12 protein-coding genes are annotated in these 17,382 nt (G+C 60.3%); 11 read left to right on the forward strand and 1 reads right to left on the reverse strand.

Going from position 1 to position 17,382, the window contains the following annotated elements; genetic code table 11:
- Positions 1-174 precede the first annotated feature (174 nt).
- Positions 175-2,940 (forward strand): type VI secretion system ATPase TssH, encoded by a 2,766-nt coding sequence (gene tssH, locus AC1DWF_RS04520; protein WP_476841473.1) that lies wholly within the window; start codon positions 175-177, stop codon positions 2,938-2,940.
- Positions 2,941-3,326: 386 nt separating this feature from the next.
- Here tssH and AC1DWF_RS04525 read toward each other — a convergent pair whose 3' ends face one another.
- Positions 3,327-6,098 (reverse strand): caspase family protein, encoded by a 2,772-nt coding sequence (locus AC1DWF_RS04525; RefSeq protein WP_476841474.1) that lies wholly within the window; start codon positions 6,096-6,098, stop codon positions 3,327-3,329.
- Between the two features lie 258 nt (positions 6,099-6,356).
- On the opposite strand from AC1DWF_RS04525, the gene AC1DWF_RS04530 reads away from it, so the two are divergent.
- The 10 genes from AC1DWF_RS04530 (at position 6,357) to trbG (ending at position 17,380) form a co-directional block, all read left to right on the forward strand.
- Positions 6,357-8,414, forward strand: coding sequence for a serine/threonine-protein kinase (locus tag AC1DWF_RS04530; protein ID WP_476787830.1), 2,058 nt, complete (start codon positions 6,357-6,359; stop codon positions 8,412-8,414).
- A gap of 1,150 nt (positions 8,415-9,564) precedes the next feature.
- A complete protein-coding gene (trbB, locus tag AC1DWF_RS04535) occupies positions 9,565-10,536 on the forward strand; it encodes a P-type conjugative transfer ATPase TrbB (RefSeq protein ID WP_476787829.1) in 972 nt (323 codons plus the stop codon).
- A complete protein-coding gene (locus tag AC1DWF_RS04540; RefSeq protein WP_476785246.1) occupies positions 10,526-10,900 on the forward strand; it encodes a TrbC/VirB2 family protein in 375 nt (124 codons plus the stop codon). The genes trbB and AC1DWF_RS04540 overlap by 11 nt, the downstream gene beginning before the upstream one ends.
- Complete coding sequence (locus AC1DWF_RS04545; RefSeq protein WP_476785247.1) at positions 10,893-11,192, forward strand: conjugal transfer protein TrbD; 300 nt, start codon at positions 10,893-10,895, stop codon at positions 11,190-11,192. The genes AC1DWF_RS04540 and AC1DWF_RS04545 overlap by 8 nt, the downstream gene beginning before the upstream one ends.
- A 14-nt stretch (positions 11,193-11,206) precedes the next feature.
- Positions 11,207-13,678 carry a conjugal transfer protein TrbE gene (locus AC1DWF_RS04550; protein WP_476841475.1) on the forward strand — a complete coding sequence of 824 codons (2,472 nt, stop codon included), beginning with the start codon at positions 11,207-11,209 and terminating at the stop codon, positions 13,676-13,678.
- A complete protein-coding gene (gene trbJ, locus AC1DWF_RS04555) occupies positions 13,650-14,459 on the forward strand; it encodes a P-type conjugative transfer protein TrbJ (protein ID WP_476785249.1) in 810 nt (269 codons plus the stop codon). The genes AC1DWF_RS04550 and trbJ overlap by 29 nt, the downstream gene beginning before the upstream one ends.
- A 68-nt stretch (positions 14,460-14,527) precedes the next feature.
- Positions 14,528-14,668, forward strand: coding sequence for a DUF2749 domain-containing protein (locus tag AC1DWF_RS04560; protein WP_476785252.1), 141 nt, complete (start codon positions 14,528-14,530; stop codon positions 14,666-14,668).
- Entirely contained in the window at positions 14,662-15,852 is a 1,191-nt protein-coding gene (gene trbL, locus AC1DWF_RS04565) for a P-type conjugative transfer protein TrbL (RefSeq protein WP_476785250.1), read from the forward strand. The genes AC1DWF_RS04560 and trbL overlap by 7 nt, the downstream gene beginning before the upstream one ends.
- Positions 15,853-15,866: 14 nt before the next feature.
- On the forward strand, positions 15,867-16,529 hold the full coding sequence (locus AC1DWF_RS04570) for a conjugal transfer protein TrbF (protein WP_476787827.1): 663 nt from the start codon (positions 15,867-15,869) through the stop codon (positions 16,527-16,529).
- Between the two features lie 17 nt (positions 16,530-16,546).
- Positions 16,547-17,380, forward strand: a complete 834-nt coding sequence (gene trbG, locus AC1DWF_RS04575; protein WP_476787826.1) for a P-type conjugative transfer protein TrbG — start codon at positions 16,547-16,549, stop codon at positions 17,378-17,380.
- The last annotated feature ends 2 nt before the right edge of the window (positions 17,381-17,382 follow it).

The following is a 17,382-nucleotide window of genomic DNA, read 5'->3' on the forward strand; positions in this document are numbered from 1 at the left end:
CGCTTCGCTTAAGCTTTGGTAACCAGCCTGGCACGAATTGTTCCCGTCGCTCCTGGTGCTCCAACGGATGCCCTGGTGCCATAGCTGGGCACGGCTTTGTAAAGTCGTACTTTGTGTGGCAAGTTATTGCGAACGCAGTCCGGCCATTGGAGAAACTCCGTGGAACCAAAGGGCATGCAACAGCGCAGGGCATCACAAGGCTTCAAGCGCAAGGAACTGGTCGGCAAGCTCAACCCCACCTGCTTGCGCGCCTTCAAGGCGGCGGCTGATGCGGCAAAGCTGCGTGGTAACCCCTACGTTGAACTCGTTCATTTCATTGAACAACTTGTTCTTTCGGATCGCTCGGACGTGCAGATGATCCTGGCCGATGCGGGCGTTGATGCTGCCCGCATCGCCAGCGACATGACGCGCGCGGTCGACAAGCTGCCTTATGGCGCGACCTCGATTGAGGAATTCTCCGACCATATATTTCACGCCATCCAGGAAGCCTGGAACTTGGCGACGCTCCAATTCGGTAGCGAAGAGGTGCGCAGCGCCCACATCATCCTCGCATGCCTGAAGACGCCGGTTCTCGAAGGGCTGGTGTCGAAGATCAGCACGGAATTTGACAAGATCGACGCGGATGGCGTGATCACGCGTTTCGCTGACGTGGTCGACGGCTCGCTTGAGGGATCGGCCACTGGGGCTGCGGCACCTTCTGCGGAAGCTCCGCGGCGCCCATCGATGGGAGGGGAGTCGGCGCTGGCGAAATATGCAACAGATCTCACCCAGCGGGCACGTGACGGCAAGATCGATGCCGTCGTCGGCCGCGACCCGGAAATCCGCCAGATCGTCGACATCTTGATGCGGCGGCGGCAGAACAATCCGATCCTGACCGGCGAGGCCGGCGTCGGCAAGACGGCGGTGGTCGAAGGGTTCGCGCTGCGTATCGCCGAGGGCGATGTTCCGCCGATGCTACAAGGTGTGAGCCTGCGCATGCTCGATGTCGGGCTGATGCAGGCCGGTGCCAGCGTCAAGGGCGAGTTCGAGAAGCGGTTGAAGGCAGTTATCGACGAGGTGCAATCCTCCGAGACGCCGGTGATCTTGTTCATCGACGAGGCGCATACGCTGATCGGCGCCGGAGGGGCTGCAGGTACCGGCGATGCGGCGAACCTGCTCAAGCCAGCGCTGGCACGCGGCGAGCTCCGCACGATCGCGGCGACCACCTGGGCCGAATACAAGCAACACATCGAAAAGGACCCAGCACTCACTCGCCGTTTCCAGGTGGTCAAGATCGACGAGCCCGATGAGGCGGCCGCAATCCTGATGTTGCGCGGCGTTGCTGGCGTGCTCGAAAAGCACCATCAGGTGCAGATCCTCGACGAGGCGATCGAGACGGCGGTCAAACTCTCGCACCGCTATATTCCAGCGCGCCAGCTTCCCGACAAGGCGGTCAGCCTGCTTGACACCGCCTGCGCTCGCGTCGCCATTTCGCAGCACTCCCGGCCGGGCGAGGTTGAGGACCTGATGCGCCGAAGGCAGGCGCTGGTGGTTGAACAAGGTATCATCGGACGCGAGGCCGCCATCGGTATAGATGTCGACGAGCGTCAAGCTCGCGTCGAGACGGGACTGAGTGATACCGACACAGCGCTCGCCTCTGCCCAGGGGCGCTGGGATCGAGAGAAGGAAGTCATTGCTGAAATCCTCGAATTGCGTGCCAGATTACGTGGGCTAGGCGTGGCGCTCGATCCCGTCGTTGCGGAGACGTCCCCGAAGGGCGAAGCAATTGAGGAGCCGGTCGCCGCCAATGATGATGACGCCGCACAGTCAGCGCCAGTCGAAACGGCGACAGCAACTGAACCAACCGCAGATCGAGCCGCTGATCTGGCGCGGCTCAAGGAATTGATGGCGGTGCTTGCTGAAGCACAGGGCGAGACGCCGTTGATCCTGCTCTCCGTCGACCGCAATGCGGTTGCGGCGGTGGTGCAGGATTGGACCGGCATTCCCACGGGGCGGATGCTGACGAGCCAAACTGAAAAGGCATTGCGCCTGGCGCAGACGCTATCCGAGCGCGTGGTGGGCCAGGATCACGCAATGGAGATGATTGCCAAGCGCGTGCAAACCAGTCGCGCTGGGCTCGGCGCGCCGGAAAAGCCGGTCGGAGTCTTCTTGTTGTGCGGACCGTCGGGCGTCGGCAAGACGGAAACCGCGCTGGCACTGGCCGAAACACTATACGGCGGCGAGCAGAACCTGATCTCGATTAACATGTCTGAGTTCCAGGAGGCGCACACGGTCTCGACGCTCAAGGGAGCGCCGCCTGGATATGTCGGCTACGGCAAGGGCGGCATCCTGACTGAGGCCGTGCGCCGCCGGCCCTATTCGGTGATCCTGCTCGACGAGGTCGAGAAGGCGCACCCCGATGTGCATGAGATCTTTTTTCAGGTCTTCGACAAGGGCATGATGGACGACAGCGAGGGCCGGCGGATCGACTTCAAGAACACGCTGATCCTGCTCACGTCGAACGTCGGTTCCGAAGTCATCATGCAAAAAACCAAGGGCGGGGAGCTGCGCGAGAAGATGGAGAACCTCGACGYGGCCTTGCGTGCGCCGCTGCTCAAGGTATTTCCGGCCGCCTTCATAGGGCGGGTGGTGACCATTCCGTATTATCCATTGTCTGATTCGATGATCGAGGCGATCACGCGGCACCAGTTCGGCAAGATTGCACGGAGGCTGCAAACCAGTCACGGCGCGGAACTGGTAGTCGGCGATGGCGTGATGGAACTGATCAAGGCGCGCTGCACCGACATCGAGTCCGGCGGCCGCATGATAGACGCGATCCTGACCAATACGTTGCTGCCGGAACTCAGCCGCGGCGTGCTCAACCGCTCGCTTGACGGCGAGAAACTCTCCAAGGTGACGGTCGGCGCGTCAGGCGAAGGATTTACCTACGAGTTTGCGTAGCGCGATACTGGCAATTCGGGGTCGCGCGGACAAATCCTCTACCAAGGATTGGTATCACCATCGCCGGTGCCCCCGCCATCACCGGTGCCACCGCCACCACTGCCACCGCTACCAGTGCCACCGCCACCAGTGCTGCCGCCACCACTGCCACCGCCACCGCTGCTGCCACTATTGGCGCTATCGCTGTGCCCACTGCTAGAATTGGCAGCCACTTTACGTGATGGAGCCGCCGCCGCCCTCCTCGCCGGGGGCGCTTTCTTGACCTGCGACGTCTGTGCGACAGAAGGGTCGCCAGCGTTCGTCAGCGAACCGCATCCCCCTAGCGGTATGAGCGCGGTCGCCAGAAGTAGCCTGAGGGTAAGCGATCGCATGTAGCGTCTCCCTTTCTAACCCAGCATGTCCAGCCGTGGTCGTGACTCGATCCATTCCTTATGGAGGAGGGCAATTAGAAGCTCACGAGGATCACGAGGCGCAGCAGCCCCCAGAACGGCACCTGCGGCCTCCCGTGTTCGCGCACCGAGCTTTCCGTCGATGTCGCCGACGTCCTGCCCCGCTCGTTTAAGCGCCAATTGCACTTCCTTGCCGATCGCCAAGTTGTCTATGTGATCCAGTGCAGCCTGTGCCTGATCGGAAACATCCTTGATGTTTTGTGAGGCAGATAGGGCATAGAGACGCGCCATCTCACCACTGTCATGCTGTAGCGTAGGATTGTCCTTCAAGAGTTCGGCGGCAAAGAACGCTCCCCAAGCGTCGCCGCGTTCGGCGCTTTCCCGATACCAGCCAGCAACAGTTGTCAGGTCGGCGCTCTTGTCGCGCAGAGCCATGCGCCCTAGCAACCTACCTGCATAAGGATGGCCCTGCGCACGTGCCCTTTCAAACAAGTCGGCCGCGCGCGCCGGGTCTTTCTGCACGCCCGTACCATCGCGATATAGGACGCCAAGCAGGACCATGCCATAGACGTCATTGCGATCGGCAGATTCCGTGATGAATTTTAGAGCGCGTGCCTCATCCTTCGTGACATGGTCTCCAGACAGATACTCTCCCCCGAGCATGTTCATCGCGTAGGTATGTCCGGATTCGGCCGCTTGCGTGACTAGGGCCATGCCTCGTTCGACATCCGGTTTGCTGCCCAGCCCGATGACCAAGGCGCGTCCGAGCGCGTATTGCGAATAGGGATCACCCCTCTTCGCGCCGGTTTCATACAAGGGGATGGAGCGCTTGGGGTCACGTTCCACAGCTGCGCCAAATTGATAAAGCCTGCCAAGTAGATAACTGGCGCGGACATGTCCTTGCCCGCTCGCGGCATTGAGCTCGGCCAGCGCCTCCTTGAAATCGCCTTCGGCATAAAGCGCGCGCGCATACTGATATTTGAAGCGTGCGACATCGGGGTGTTCGCTCACCGCCGCCTTGCACGCCGTCAGCGCTTTGGGCACATCGATATCGTTGGGCAGCTTGCCGTCGGCAACCGCCTGGACGTCAAGCGGCTCGGCCGCAAGCGTGTCGCACTCGTTGACCGAGACGGCCACGTTGATGGTGATCGGCGCCGGGGTGACGGTCTTGATCGCCGGAACCAGAACGACGGTTCGCACTGGAGCACTGGCGGCTTTCTTGTCCACGGGCAAGGGGATCGGCTTGACCTCCATGCTGTCCGTACCCGTGTCGAGCGACTTGGATTGTGTGGTTGCGGAAACGGTCTTGACCGCTGGCCCTTCGCTATCGGCAGCACTTACCACCTTGAGCGACGGTCGAATGCGCAGTTTGGTTATGTCCTCGGCTTTGATCAGGTCACCTTCGGAGACGATCTGCCCGCCGACCGCCACCTGGGTTTCGGGATCGCGGCTTTCGAGGCGGAGCCAGCCGGTCGACGCGCTGGATCGCACGACCTCGTCAGGCATGGCGGCAAATCCGGTGCCGATATCAGACGCCATTGCGACCAGGATCGGCTTGGCCGTTTCGGCCTGTTTCGGCTGCGGTTCGTCGCCTTGCTGGATGGTCAGAGCAGGTTTAACGGGCACCTGTGCGACTGCCTGGGCATCGACGACGACCCGGACAATGCCGCTCGCGCTTCGGCCACTGTCGGTCGTGACGGTGTAGCGCACCTCTTCCTTGGTCATGTCATCTGACGATGATTTGAACATGACATCTTCGACACGGTCGGCAGATATCTTGCTGTCGAGGTTGAGTTGTTCGTCGCCCAGCCAAAGCGTTCCCTGGTCCGGAAGCTTGGTGAAGCTTACGGTCAACGGCGTGTTGCCGCTGGTAATTGGCGGTGAAATGCGTAGCGCCACTTCCTTGGAATGCGGCGGAACGCGAACCTCGCGCAGATCCTCGATGATCAGAAGGTTCTGCCGGGTCACGAAGAAGAAAGAAGAAGTCAGGCTCGATGTGTCCCAAGGCGTCTGCCGTCCGTCGGTGCGCTTGATGACCTCGGCGCGGATATCGCTGAGCAGCTTCCTGATCTCGACATTGGGCTTCAATGCATATTCGGCGAAGGTGCCGGTGAAGGGGCTGAGGCCATTATTGCCGTCCAGCGCTACCCTGTCGGGTGYGGTCGAGTAGACGATCAGCGTGCCATTTTCGGGAGCGACCGAGGCAAGTCCTTTTTTGCCTTCGACGGCGACCTTGGCCTGGCCGACATAGTAGGAATTGTTGGCGAAAGGATTGTCGCGGCAGGCGTCCAATATCGCGATCTGCAGCGAGGAGGTCTCGCGCATATATTCGAGCAGGCTCGACATGTTGTAGGCCTGAACCTCGAGATCATAGGAGGTCTCCAGGCTGGCATCGACCGGCAGCATGAAGTTGTGGCCACCAACCTGTACGGCATGGCCGCTATAATAGAACAGCGCGACGTCACCATCGTTGAGCGTCCTGAGGAAGCCGAGGATAGTTTCTTCAAGACCCTTCTTGTTCAGGTCCTTGCCGAGCGTGACCTCAAAATTTGCCCGCTCCAGCACTTCGCGGATGCGGTCCGCATCATTGGTTGCATTGGGAAGCTTGGCGAGATGCTCGTAGGCCGAATTGCCGATGACCAGCGCGGCGCGGCGACCAGAGACGCCCTCGGCAGCGAGAACCGTGCCAACAGCAAGCAGTAAGAAGAGGCCGCACGCCAAAATGGCGCCGGTCAGACGTGCGACAATGCCAATATTGCGAGCAGGCAAGCAGCCCCCGCATACCATTACTGCCCCCTTGGGATTGCAGTCTTTAAAGGCTTGGCACGGCTTGCATTCTTAGAAGATCAGCATCCTCCTTGTGACGAAAGCTGTCAACGGCGATCAGACACTGGAAATTGCACGGTCCTGTAGGCCGGCAAGAGCAGAGCCCATCACGAAAATCCGTGTTATTGTCGAGGCATGATCCAAACACCGCAGGTGTGAAGCAATGGCCGGATGGCGCTCACGCATGGATGGAACCAGGTCATGACGCCGGAGGACAAAACACGCATCGCCCCTGATAGCGGTGTTCACAAGGGCGTGCAGCTCAACGGCATCTATGAGATCGACGAGCACATCGCCACGGGCGGCATGGGCGAGGTCTATCGCGGCCACAACATCCAGACCGGCGACCCCGTAGCGATCAAGCTAGTGCTGCGCGAATTCGCCCGCGACCAGGGCATTCTCGCGCTGTTTCGCAAAGAGGCCTCGATCCTCAATCATCTCTCCAACGATGCCATTGTGCGCTATCACGTGTTTACGATCGACCCGACGATCGGCAGGCCGTATCTCGCCATGGAGTTCGTCGATGGGCAGTCGCTGGGCGAGCGCATCCGCAACGGGCCACTCGATACGCGGGAAGCCCGCAAGATGCTGGCCAGGGTGGCGTCCGGGCTCTCCGTTGCTCATGAGGCGGGCGTCATCCACCGGGACCTGTCGCCCGATAACATCGTGCTGCCGGGCGGAAAGGTCGAAAAGACCAAGATCATAGATTTCGGTATAGCGCGTTCGGCCGACGTTGGCGGCGGCACGCTGCTCGGCGGCAGCTTCGCTGGCAAATACAGTTTCGTTTCGCCCGAGCAGCTGGGCTTGTTCGGTGGCGATGTCACTGAGCAGTCGGACATCTACAGTCTCGGGCTGGTGCTCGCAGCGGCGTTGCGCGGCAAGCAGCTCGACATGGGGGGCTCGCCGGTCGAGGTGATCGAAAAGCGGCGGACTGTGCCCGACCTGACAGGGGTTGACCCAGATCTGCTTCCGCTGCTTGAATCCATGCTCCAGCCGGATCCACGGGATCGTCCGGAAAGTGCCGCGGCGATCGTCGAGTGGCTGCGCGAGACGAGTGGGGTGACGGCAGCGCCTGGAACATTTCCAGGGGTCGACGCCCAACATGATCAGCAGCAACGAAATGATCAGCAGCAACGAAAGCCTGCGGACCTTGCCTGGCGACCGCCGGGCTCGGGCGCTGTTGGGCAAAAGCCTCAACCGCCTGAGGCCCTGTTGCCGCGCGATGCCCCGTGGCGCCATGCCGGAGCGGCCGGAAAATCCGCGACGGACACTCGGCATAAAACAGCTTCTCGGCCTTTGCCTGTCCGTCAACCGCCAAAATCCGGACGTCGTGCGCTGATCGGTACTGTCATGCTCGTTGCGCTGGCAGCGGCGGGCGGCGGCGCCTACTATTCGGGGTTTCTGGGTGGCTTTCTGCCCGGGGGCACAACGTTGACGCCAAGTGATGAAGCTGCCAGCGGCAAGCTTACGCCCGCGCCACCCAAGGCCCCCGTGCCATCTCAGGAGCCGACGGCAAAAGACCCGCCGACTGCCAACACTGAGGTGAAAACACCCATCCCGCCCGAAATCGCCAAGCCAAAACCGCCGGAGCCGATCAAGGAGGTGGCTGTCCAACCAACTCCAAAGACTGCGATTACGGTGGCGGAGTGGTTCAAATCCTTTGACGGCGGCCCATGCTTCTACGTCTCGGTCGCGGACGCGTCAGCACCGCGCCCTCAGGTGGAGGGGCTCGCGACCTCAAAAGCACCGTTCGACAAACTTTCCCGGGATTTTGCTTCCGCCTTCGGGGCTGGTCCGGTCGTCAATCCGAGGATGATCGAAAGAGAGCAGTGCCCCGTGGCCGATTTTCTGGAGGCCGTGCACCCGGACAAGGGCAACGGACCAATCCTCGAACTGAGCAAGGACAATCTCAAGGTCGGAGACTCGCTCCAGGGCAAGTTGAGTGGGACCGGCAGCCGCGACATCAATCTGCTTTTGGTCGGCAAGGACGGCGTGGTCTACAATTTCGCTAGTCTGCTGAAGAAGACTGGAGCTGACGAAGCTTCCTTCAGTATGAAGCTCTTCCCGCTCAACGACCAGGAGGCATCGGCACCGGAACCGCATCTGATCGTGGCGCTTGCCAGCGACAACGGCATCAGGTCGGCTGACATTAAGGATCCCGAGTTGGCGTCAGACCTGTTTCCCAAGATCCGGACGGAGATCGAGGCGCAACAAAACGGAGCTGGCGTCGCCTTCGGCTATTTCCTGTTCGACCGTTGAGCGGTTGCCCAGAGGGCTGCGATTGCTTCAAGCTTCGTATCTGGCCATCAGGCCAATATATCTTTCAGGTATAGGAGTTCACGTTGTTTGAGATCGGTCCGATGTACCACCAAGAGCTATGCATCGAGGATACATGTTGGGACGCGACTATTTTAGTGCAATGCCCGGAATTAGAGGCTGTGGATCATCGCTTTCGACCGAGTGCCCATGAAGTGATTCATGGACACTCCGACGGCGCCTGGTGAGCCGCGATTGTCGTGTTCCAATGCAGATGTTTGCGGAGCTCTACCCCCGTCTGGTACTGCGAACCGCCTTTGGACAGGCTTCCTTGGAGCGCGCAACTTTGTTGCAAGTTGCCTAGCTTGGCCTACCGGTTCGACCGCGCTCCCTAGCGATAGGGGAGCGCTGCGAACGAGTCGGCGCGCGGGTGGGGTATGACGCGCCGATCGCCCGCGGCCTTTTTGGGGGAGGATAGGGCYGCAGTCAAAGGCCGGATGCAGTCCGGCCGTTGATTTCAGATTGGATGTTGGGAGCTGGCAGCGGCATTAGAGATGCCACCGCCAATTTGTAACACGGTTCGATCCTACCACTTGACCCTGGAGCCGGCGGTGCCGGCAAGGCGTAGCTGTCGCCGAAGTTTTCGAGCGACCTGTTGACCGAGCCCCCCCCAAGGAGCGCCCACCTGCGTCCTAGAATTGGGACATCCGGCGATCATCTCACCCGACTGTAGAATTCTACACTCTCCCCAAGACTTAATCTGTGATGACTTCGCGTGCATCTGGCAACCGGGGGCTTAGAGGGACGATGACACGTGCAATACATGGTTCTACGCCGAGCCAGCTGCGAGCGAGCCACCATCGCAAGCGGGTGCGAAGCTTCCACGAGCGGTGTCTCTGGAACCTCAAAGCTGCGATGATCGAACACTCGTGTTTTCGCGCTGATGCCGGGCATGCTGCAAGCAGGGCAGGAGGGATGTCCCACGAGGCAAATTTCCTGAGATTGTGCGATCCAAATGCACTTGCAAACAGCTCCAACGGCGCGTTGAGCGGACGTTTCCAATCGTGGCGTCGCCGGCCGATTGTGGGTTTGCTCGCGTCGTTTTGCTCCGAAGTCTCAGTCACCTGTCATCGAGAAGCTTGAGGCAGGCGACATGGCGCAACTTCGCTCCCATCCCCGTCTCATACGCAAGCTGCAGGAAGCCCTTGGGGACGACCTTTGCATGGCGCTCGATGATGAATGTGTCGTCGAGATCATGCTGAACCCCGACGGACGGCTTTTCATCGAACGGCTTGGGCACGGGATTGCGCCAGCCGGCAAGATGACTGCCGCAACGGCCGAGATCGTCATCGGCAGTGTCGCGCACGCGCTTCACTCCCAAGCTGATGAGGACCGCCCGATCATCTCTGGCGAGCTGCCAATAGGTGGGCATCGTTTCGAGGGGTTGCTGCCGCCTGTTGTCTCGGCTCCGACTTTCACCATCCGGCGGCGCGCCTCGCGGCTGATCCCGCTCATCGATTATGTGACTTCGAACGTTATGACCAAGAACCAAGCATCGGTGATCAGCAACGCGATCTCTTCGCGGTTGAACATCGTTATTTCGGGTGGCACGGGGTCGGGCAAAACGACGCTAGCCAATGCGGTCATCGCCGAGATCGTCGAAACGGCGCCGGAGGATCGGTTGCTCATTCTTGAGGACACGGCGGAGATCCAGTGTGCGGCTGAAAACGCGGTGGCGCTGCATACGAGCGACACTATCAACATGGCCAGTCTGCTAAAGAGTACAATGCGGCTGAGACCGGATCGCATCATCGTCGGCGAGGTGCGTGATGGTGCGGCTTTGACGCTTCTGAAGGCCTGGAACACTGGTCATCCCGGCGGCGTAACAACGATCCACTCCAATACGGCGATGTCGGCGCTACGCCGCCTCGAACAGCTGACTGCTGAAGTCAGCCAGCAGCCGATGCGAGAAGTGATCGGAGAAGCCGTCGATCTCGTCGTGTCGATCGAGCGAACGCCGAAAGGTCGAAGGGTGCGTGATGTCGTCCATGTCGAGCGCTTTGCCGGCACTCACTATCAGACCGAGAATTGCGCGCAGATCGAGGAGCAGCGCCATGTCGCATGACCATCAAACCGTTGTCGTCAGTGCGTTCGTGCTGTCACTTTCACTTATGCTGGCCGATCCAGCGCTTGCCAGTTCAGGCGGTGGGCTGCCTTGGGAAGGCCCGTTGCAACGGATCCAGCAATCGATCACTGGGCCCGTCGCGGGCTTCATTGCGCTGGCAGCTGTGGCCGTTGCCGGCGGCATGCTGATCTTCGGTGGCGAGCTCAACGATTTTGCGCGCAGGCTTATGTATGTTGTGTTGGTAGCCGGCATCCTGCTCGGTGCCACTCAAATCGTTGCGCTGTTCGGTGCAACAGGCGCCTCCATCGGCGATGTCGTATCCTCTGCCGCTTTTCCCCAAACAGGGGAGGGGCCGCATGGCTGATGTTGGCTCCAATCTCCAGCGCAACCGCATCCATCGCGCTCTGTCGCGCTCGAACCTGCTGATGGGCGCGGACCGCGAACTGGTGCTCGTCACAGGGCTTGCGGCAGCGATCCTGATCTTTGTGGTGCTGACGCTCTACTCCACTCTGTTCGGGATCGCCGTCTGGGTCTTGGTGGTTGCTGCACTTCGCATGATGGCCAAGTCCGACCCAATGATGCGGCGCGTCTATATCAGACACATCTCCTACCGGCCGCACTACCGGCCCACTTCGACGCCGTGGCGTCGCTACTGAAGGACGGTTGGACTATGGCCGCACTGCGTTCTTTTCGTCATTCCGGCCCGTCCTTTGCCGATCTCGTTCCTTATGCGGGGCTGGTCGCTAATGGCGTCATCCTGCTCAAAGATGGGAGCTTGATGGCCGGCTGGTATTTCGCAGGTCCGGATTCGGAGAGTTCCACCGATGCCRAGCGCAACGAGATCTCGCGCCAAATCAACGCCATCCTTTCGCGCTTCGGCTCAGGCCGGATGATACAGGCCGAGGCGATACGGGTACCGACCGTCGCGTATCCGGCAACTGCGGAATGCCATTTTCCCGATCCCGTCACGCGCGCAATTGACGACGAGCGGCGTGGGCATTTCGAGCGCGAGCAGGGGCACTATGAGAGCCGGCATGCACTGATCCTGACCTATCGCCCGCCGGCGCGGCAGCGATCAGGGCTCACCCGCTATTTCTATTCGGACGCGGGAGGCAGGGCGGCAACCTATGCCGACACGGTGCTGGTGACGTTTGAGAATTCGATCCGTGAAGTCGAGCAGTCTCTGGCCAACGTTTTGTCGATCAGGCGGATGGTAACGCGATCGGTCGAGGAGCGCAGCGGTTTTGTGACCGCGCGCTACGACGAACTGTTCCAGTTCATCCGCTTTTGCATCACGGGAGAGAACCATCCAGTCCGCCTGCCTGACATCCCGATGTACCTCGACTGGCTGGTGACGGCCGAGCTTCAGCATGGGTTGACGCCGGTTGTCGAGAACCGCTTTGTTGGCATTGTTGCGATCGATGGGCTGCCGGCCGAAAGCTGGCCAGGCATCCTCAACTCCCTCGACCTGATGCCGCTGACTTATCGCTGGTCCTCGCGTTTCATGTTCCTCGACGACCAAGAGGCCCGCCAGAAGCTCGAGCGCACCCGCAAGAAGTGGCAGCAGAAAGTCCGGCCGTTTTTCGACCAGCTGTTCCAGACGCATTCGCGTTCGGTCGACCAGGACGCGATGACAATGGTGGCAGAGACGGAAGATGCGATCGCACAAGCTTCCTCGCAGCTTGTCGCCTATGGCTACTACACGCCGGTGATCCTGGCTTTTGACGAAAACAGCACTCGTCTTCGGGAGAAATGCGAGGCCGTACGGCGCCTGATCCAGGCAGAAGGTTTCGGGGCGAGGATCGAGACGCTGAATGCGACCGAGGCTTTCCTCGGCTCGTTGCCCGGCAACTGGTATGCCAACATCAGAGAGCCGCTGATCAACACACGTAACCTTGCCGATCTCATTCCACTTAATTCGGTCTGGTCAGGTAGCCCCATTGCCCCTTGCCCTTTTTATCCACCGGCCTCTCCACCATTGATCCAGGTTGCTTCTGGCTCAACGCCGTTCCGGCTCAATCTGCATGTCGACGATGTCGGTCACACACTTATCTTCGGGCCGACCGGGTCCGGCAAGTCGACGCTGCTGGCATTAATTGTCGCCCAGTTCCGCCGCTATCCCGGGGCCCAAATATTCGCCTTCGACAAGGGCAGATCGATGCAGCCACTGACACTGGCTGTGGGTGGCGACCACTACGAACTCGGCGCTGATAGCGAGGCTTCAGAAGAGGAGAATCCCAGTGGGGTGCTAGCCTTTTGCCCACTCGCCGATCTCTCCACCGATGCCGACAAGGCCTTCGCGTCGGAATGGGTCGAGACGCTTGTGGCGCTACAGGGTGTTTCCATCACGCCCGATCACCGCAACGCGATCTCGCGGCAAGTAGCACTTTTGGTGGAGGCCCGCGGACGATCGCTATCCGACTTCGTCTCCGGCGTTCAGATGCGCGAGATCAAGGAGGCTCTCCACCACTACACCGTCGACGGTCCGATGGGGCAGTTACTCGACGCCGAAACCGACGGCCTTTCGCTTGGATCGTTGCAGACCTTCGAGATCGAGCAACTGATGAATATGGGGGAGCGCAATCTCGTCCCGGTCTTGACCTATCTGTTCCGCAGGATCGAGAAGCGCTTGACCGGCGCGCCCAGCCTTATCGTCCTTGATGAGGCATGGTTGATGCTGGGGCACCCGACTTTTCGCGACAAGATCAGGGAATGGCTGAAGGTGCTGCGCAAGGCCAATTGCGCCGTGGTCCTCGCCACCCAGTCGATCTCCGATGCCGAGCGCTCCGGCATCATCGACGTGCTTAAGGAATCCTGCCCGACAAAGATCTGCCTGCCGAATGGTGCGGCACGCGAAGCAGGTACGCGTGAATTCTACCAGCGCATCGGGTTCAACGATCGCCAGATCGAAATCGTTGCAACAGCTGTGCCCAAGCGCGAATACTACATCGCTTCGCCGGAGGGACGGCGACTGTTCGACATGTCGCTTGGACCGGTAGCCCAGTCTTTCGTGGGCGCCTCCAGCAAAGACGATCTCAAACGTATCCTGGCACTGAAGCGCGAACATGGCCGCGATTGGGCGGCCCGTTGGCTCGATCTGAGAGGAGTTGGCCATGCTGCATCGCTCTTTACATCAAAATAGGCTGACCACTGCAGGTGCTGCGATCATGTTTGTAGTTACCGCGGCCGCGACCGAAACCGGGCACGCCGGTGGGGTGACGGGCGAGGCAACCGAATGGACGCAGCTCCTCAACAATGCCGAACTGGTTGCCCTGGTTGGCAAGTCGACCGAGCAGGTCAATAACCAGGTCAAGCAGATCACGCAGCTGGCCGAGCAGATCCAGAACCAGCTCAACATCTACAATAACTTGCTGCAGAACACCGCCCGGCTGCCGAACCACATATGGGGACAGGTCGAAGGCGATCTCAAGAAGCTGCAGGCCGTTGTCGGACAAGGACAGGGGATCGCGTTTTCGATGGGCAACGTCGATGACGTGCTCAAGCAGCGCTTTCAAAGCTTTGCCGATTTCAAGACGGGTCTCGCGGACGGCGAGACCTTTTCTGGCAACTACCAGACCTGGTCGACAACCAACCGCGACACCATTGCCGGTACGCTGAAGGCGGCGGGGCTTACGGCAGATCAATTCACCTCGGAAGAATCGACCATGAGCTCTCTGCGCTTCATGTCGGAAACTGCCGACGGCCAGATGAAAGCGCTTCAGGTCGGCCATCAGATAGCAGCCCAGCAGGTGGTGCAATTCCAGAAGCTGCGCGGGCTGGTCTCGCAACAGACAACGATGATGGGAACGTGGTTTCAGTCCAAGCAGGCGGACAAGGATCTGGCGCAAGCGCGGCGCGAAAGCTTCTTCAGTTCGACGCTGCCCAATGTGCGGGGCGGCCAGATGATGGAGCCGCGCTGGTGAACTCTTCCATGGTCATAGGGGTAGTGATCGGGATCGCCACTAGCTTCTGCACGGGTATCACCATCCGGATGCTGCGGGAACCAGTTCCGGCGAATGAGACCCCCGCGTCCACATCGGATACGGCGCGCCGGGAGCGGGCGGAAAATTTCTTCGGTGGCGATCCGGATAGGGACATACTCGGCGGTCAGGAGCTGCGGCTCCGATGGTAACAGTCAAGCAAGTCACCAGGTGCCATTTCGCCATCACAGTGATTGGCGCAATCCTTCTCGCCAGCACGCCTGTATTGGCGCAGCAGGGCTCGGTGCTGACCACACTGGAGAACCAGGTCGTGGCGGCCGCTCGCGGCTGGCAGACGACAGTAATGAACGCGGCGCGCTCGCTGTTTTGGATACTCGCCGGGATCGAGGTTGCGATAGCCGCGGTCTGGCTCGCGATCAACACTGCATCGCTCGACAGCTGGTTTGGAGAGCTCGTACGCCGTATCATGTTCATCGGCCTTTTCGCCTTCATCCTCGACCAAGGACCTAGCTTCGCGAAGGCTGTCGTCGACAGCCTGTTTCAGATCGGCGCCAATGGCGGATCAGCCTCACCTGCTAACATCTTCGACGCCGGCATTCGTGTCGCTTCGAAGATGTCTGAACAGGCAAAGTTCGGCTTGTTCGAAGACAACGCACTGGCGATTGCCGCCGTCTTCGCCATGGTCGTAGTGGTCGTCTGTTTCAGCCTGGTCGCGGCGATCTTTGTTGCGGTCCTGGTCGAGATGTATGTTGGACTTCTCGCAGGCATGATCATGCTCGGCCTCGGCGGCTCGTCCTTCACCAAGGATTTTGCCGTTCGGTACCTCATCTACGCCTTCTCGGTCGGCATGAAGCTGATGGCTTTGGTGATGATCGCGCGGATCGGCTCGGAGGTCTTGCTTGGGCTTGCCGAAGCACCGACGGCCAAGTCCGAACAGTTTGTTACTACGCTCGCAATCGCTGGCATCTCTGTTGTCGTGTTCATCATCGCGATGTATGTGCCGGCCATTCTCCAGGGCGTGGTGCAAGGGGCCTCTGTCGCCGGCGGCATGGAGGGGATACGCCATGGTGGGCAAGCGGCGACCTTCGCGGCTGGCGGCGCCTTCCTTGGCGCAAGTGCGGTCGCCGAGGGCACCTCTGCAGCAGGTGCTGCGCGGGCCGGCGGCTCCTCCATGGCGGCTGCAGCTTTGCGCGGCATGACCTCTGGGATCAGCAGCGCCGGCTGGGCTGCCGGATCGGCGGCCAAGGAAAAGGCGATCGCCTCACCAGGAGCCCATGCCGGCTCTCTGCTCGGGCTCGCAAATGCAAAACTCGACCAAAGCAGGCCATCGGGCAAGGCAGTGCCATCGCCGCAGCCTGTCAACGAGAACAAGTAGCCGGGAAGAGACCCATGGCCGAGCGCAACCCGCCCGAAAACCCCTATCTCGCTGCACGCCAGGAATGGAACGAGCGCTACGGGTCGTATGTAAAAGCCGCCGCCGGTTGGCGTATCGTCGGCATCACGGGAATGCTGATGGCATTGATCGGCTTCTCATATGCTCTGTTCCAGAGCACCCAAGTCAAGCTCGTCCCTTATATCGTGGAAGTCGACAAGCTGGGGACCGCTGCCAGTGCGGGGTTCCCTCAGCAGATCGAATATGCCGATACGCGCGTGGTGCGCGCGACACTTGGCAGCTTCGTTTCGAATTTCCGAAGCGTAACCCCCGATGCGGTCGTGCAGAAGCAGTATATCGACCGTACTTATGCACTCTTGAGAACTTCCGATCCTGCGACCGAGAAGGTCAATGCGTGGTTCCGTTCGAGCTCGCCCTTCGACAAGGCCAAGACCACTACTGTCGCAATCGAGGTAAACAACATCGTGGCACTCTCACCGCAGTCGTTCCAGATCGACTGGACCGAGTTCGAACGCGATCGCAAGGGCAAGGAGACCGCCGTGCGTCGTTTCCGCGGCATAGCCACCGTTACGCTGACCGCGCCACAGGACGAGGGTGTCATCCGGCTCAACCCAATCGGTCTCTACCTCCGCGACTTCGACTGGACCGCGCAGCTGTGAAAGGCGTAGCCTCACAAATGACCATTGCCACCAAAACCATCAGCGCAGCCACGCTTGTCGCTACACTCGCCACAGCTCCGATCTTTCTTTCTGAAGCATGTGCCGAAGGTATGAACGCCAACGAACAAAAGGGCACCGGCATTTCCGGACAGTGGCGAGGGAAAAAGGGCCTCGTGACCAAAGGGGCCGACGGCAAAGTGATCTTCCTCTATGGCGAGGTCCAGCCTTCCGTCGTCTGCTCACCCCTGCAGGTCTGCGATATAGAGCTTCAGGCAGGCGAGGCAGTGCGCGACGTGCTGGTCGGCGATACGGTGCGCTGGAAGGTTGAGCCAGCGACCTCAGGCGCCATCGGCGGCCAGGCGATCCACCTGATCGTCAAACCGTCCGAACCGGATCTTGTCACCTCGATGGTCGTAACCACCTCGCGACGCACCTACCACATTCAGCTCAAATCGCATCAAAGCCAGTACATGGCGCGTGTCGGTTTCGAGTACCCGGAGGATGTGAGCTCGAAGCTCGCGGACGTCAATGCACGATTGGAGGCAAGCATTATTCCGGGCGCCGGCGTTCCGGCGGAGCAACTGAATTTCAGCTATTCCGTCTCGGGCAATGCTCGCTGGAGGCCGACACGGGTCTATTCCGACGGGACCAAGACCTACATCCAGTTTCCGCGATCAGTCTCCGGGCAGGATGCGCCGGTGCTGTTCGTGGTCTCGGGGGGTGAGAATCGCGTCGTCAACTATCGGATGAAAGGGGACATGATGGTCGTGGACTATCATGTCGACCGCGCGGTCCTTGTCTCTGGCGTCGGAAGGAAACAGGAGAAGATCACCATCAGGCGAGGAGGCTGACA

This window comes from Aminobacter sp. P4_D5 (genome assembly GCF_056401815.1).

Coding starts and splice junctions, on each gene's coding strand:
- AC1DWF_RS04530 (WP_476787830.1), top strand. CDS start 6,357: ATGACGCCGGAGGACAAAACACGCATCGCCCCTGATAGCGGTGTTCAC.
- trbB (WP_476787829.1), top strand. CDS start 9,565: ATGGCGCAACTTCGCTCCCATCCCCGTCTCATACGCAAGCTGCAGGAA.
- AC1DWF_RS04540 (WP_476785246.1), top strand. CDS start 10,526: ATGTCGCATGACCATCAAACCGTTGTCGTCAGTGCGTTCGTGCTGTCA.
- AC1DWF_RS04545 (WP_476785247.1), top strand. CDS start 10,893: ATGGCTGATGTTGGCTCCAATCTCCAGCGCAACCGCATCCATCGCGCT.
- trbJ (WP_476785249.1), top strand. CDS start 13,650: ATGCTGCATCGCTCTTTACATCAAAATAGGCTGACCACTGCAGGTGCT.
- AC1DWF_RS04560 (WP_476785252.1), top strand. CDS start 14,528: ATGCTGCGGGAACCAGTTCCGGCGAATGAGACCCCCGCGTCCACATCG.
- trbL (WP_476785250.1), top strand. CDS start 14,662: ATGGTAACAGTCAAGCAAGTCACCAGGTGCCATTTCGCCATCACAGTG.
- AC1DWF_RS04570 (WP_476787827.1), top strand. CDS start 15,867: ATGGCCGAGCGCAACCCGCCCGAAAACCCCTATCTCGCTGCACGCCAG.
- trbG (WP_476787826.1), top strand. CDS start 16,547: ATGACCATTGCCACCAAAACCATCAGCGCAGCCACGCTTGTCGCTACA.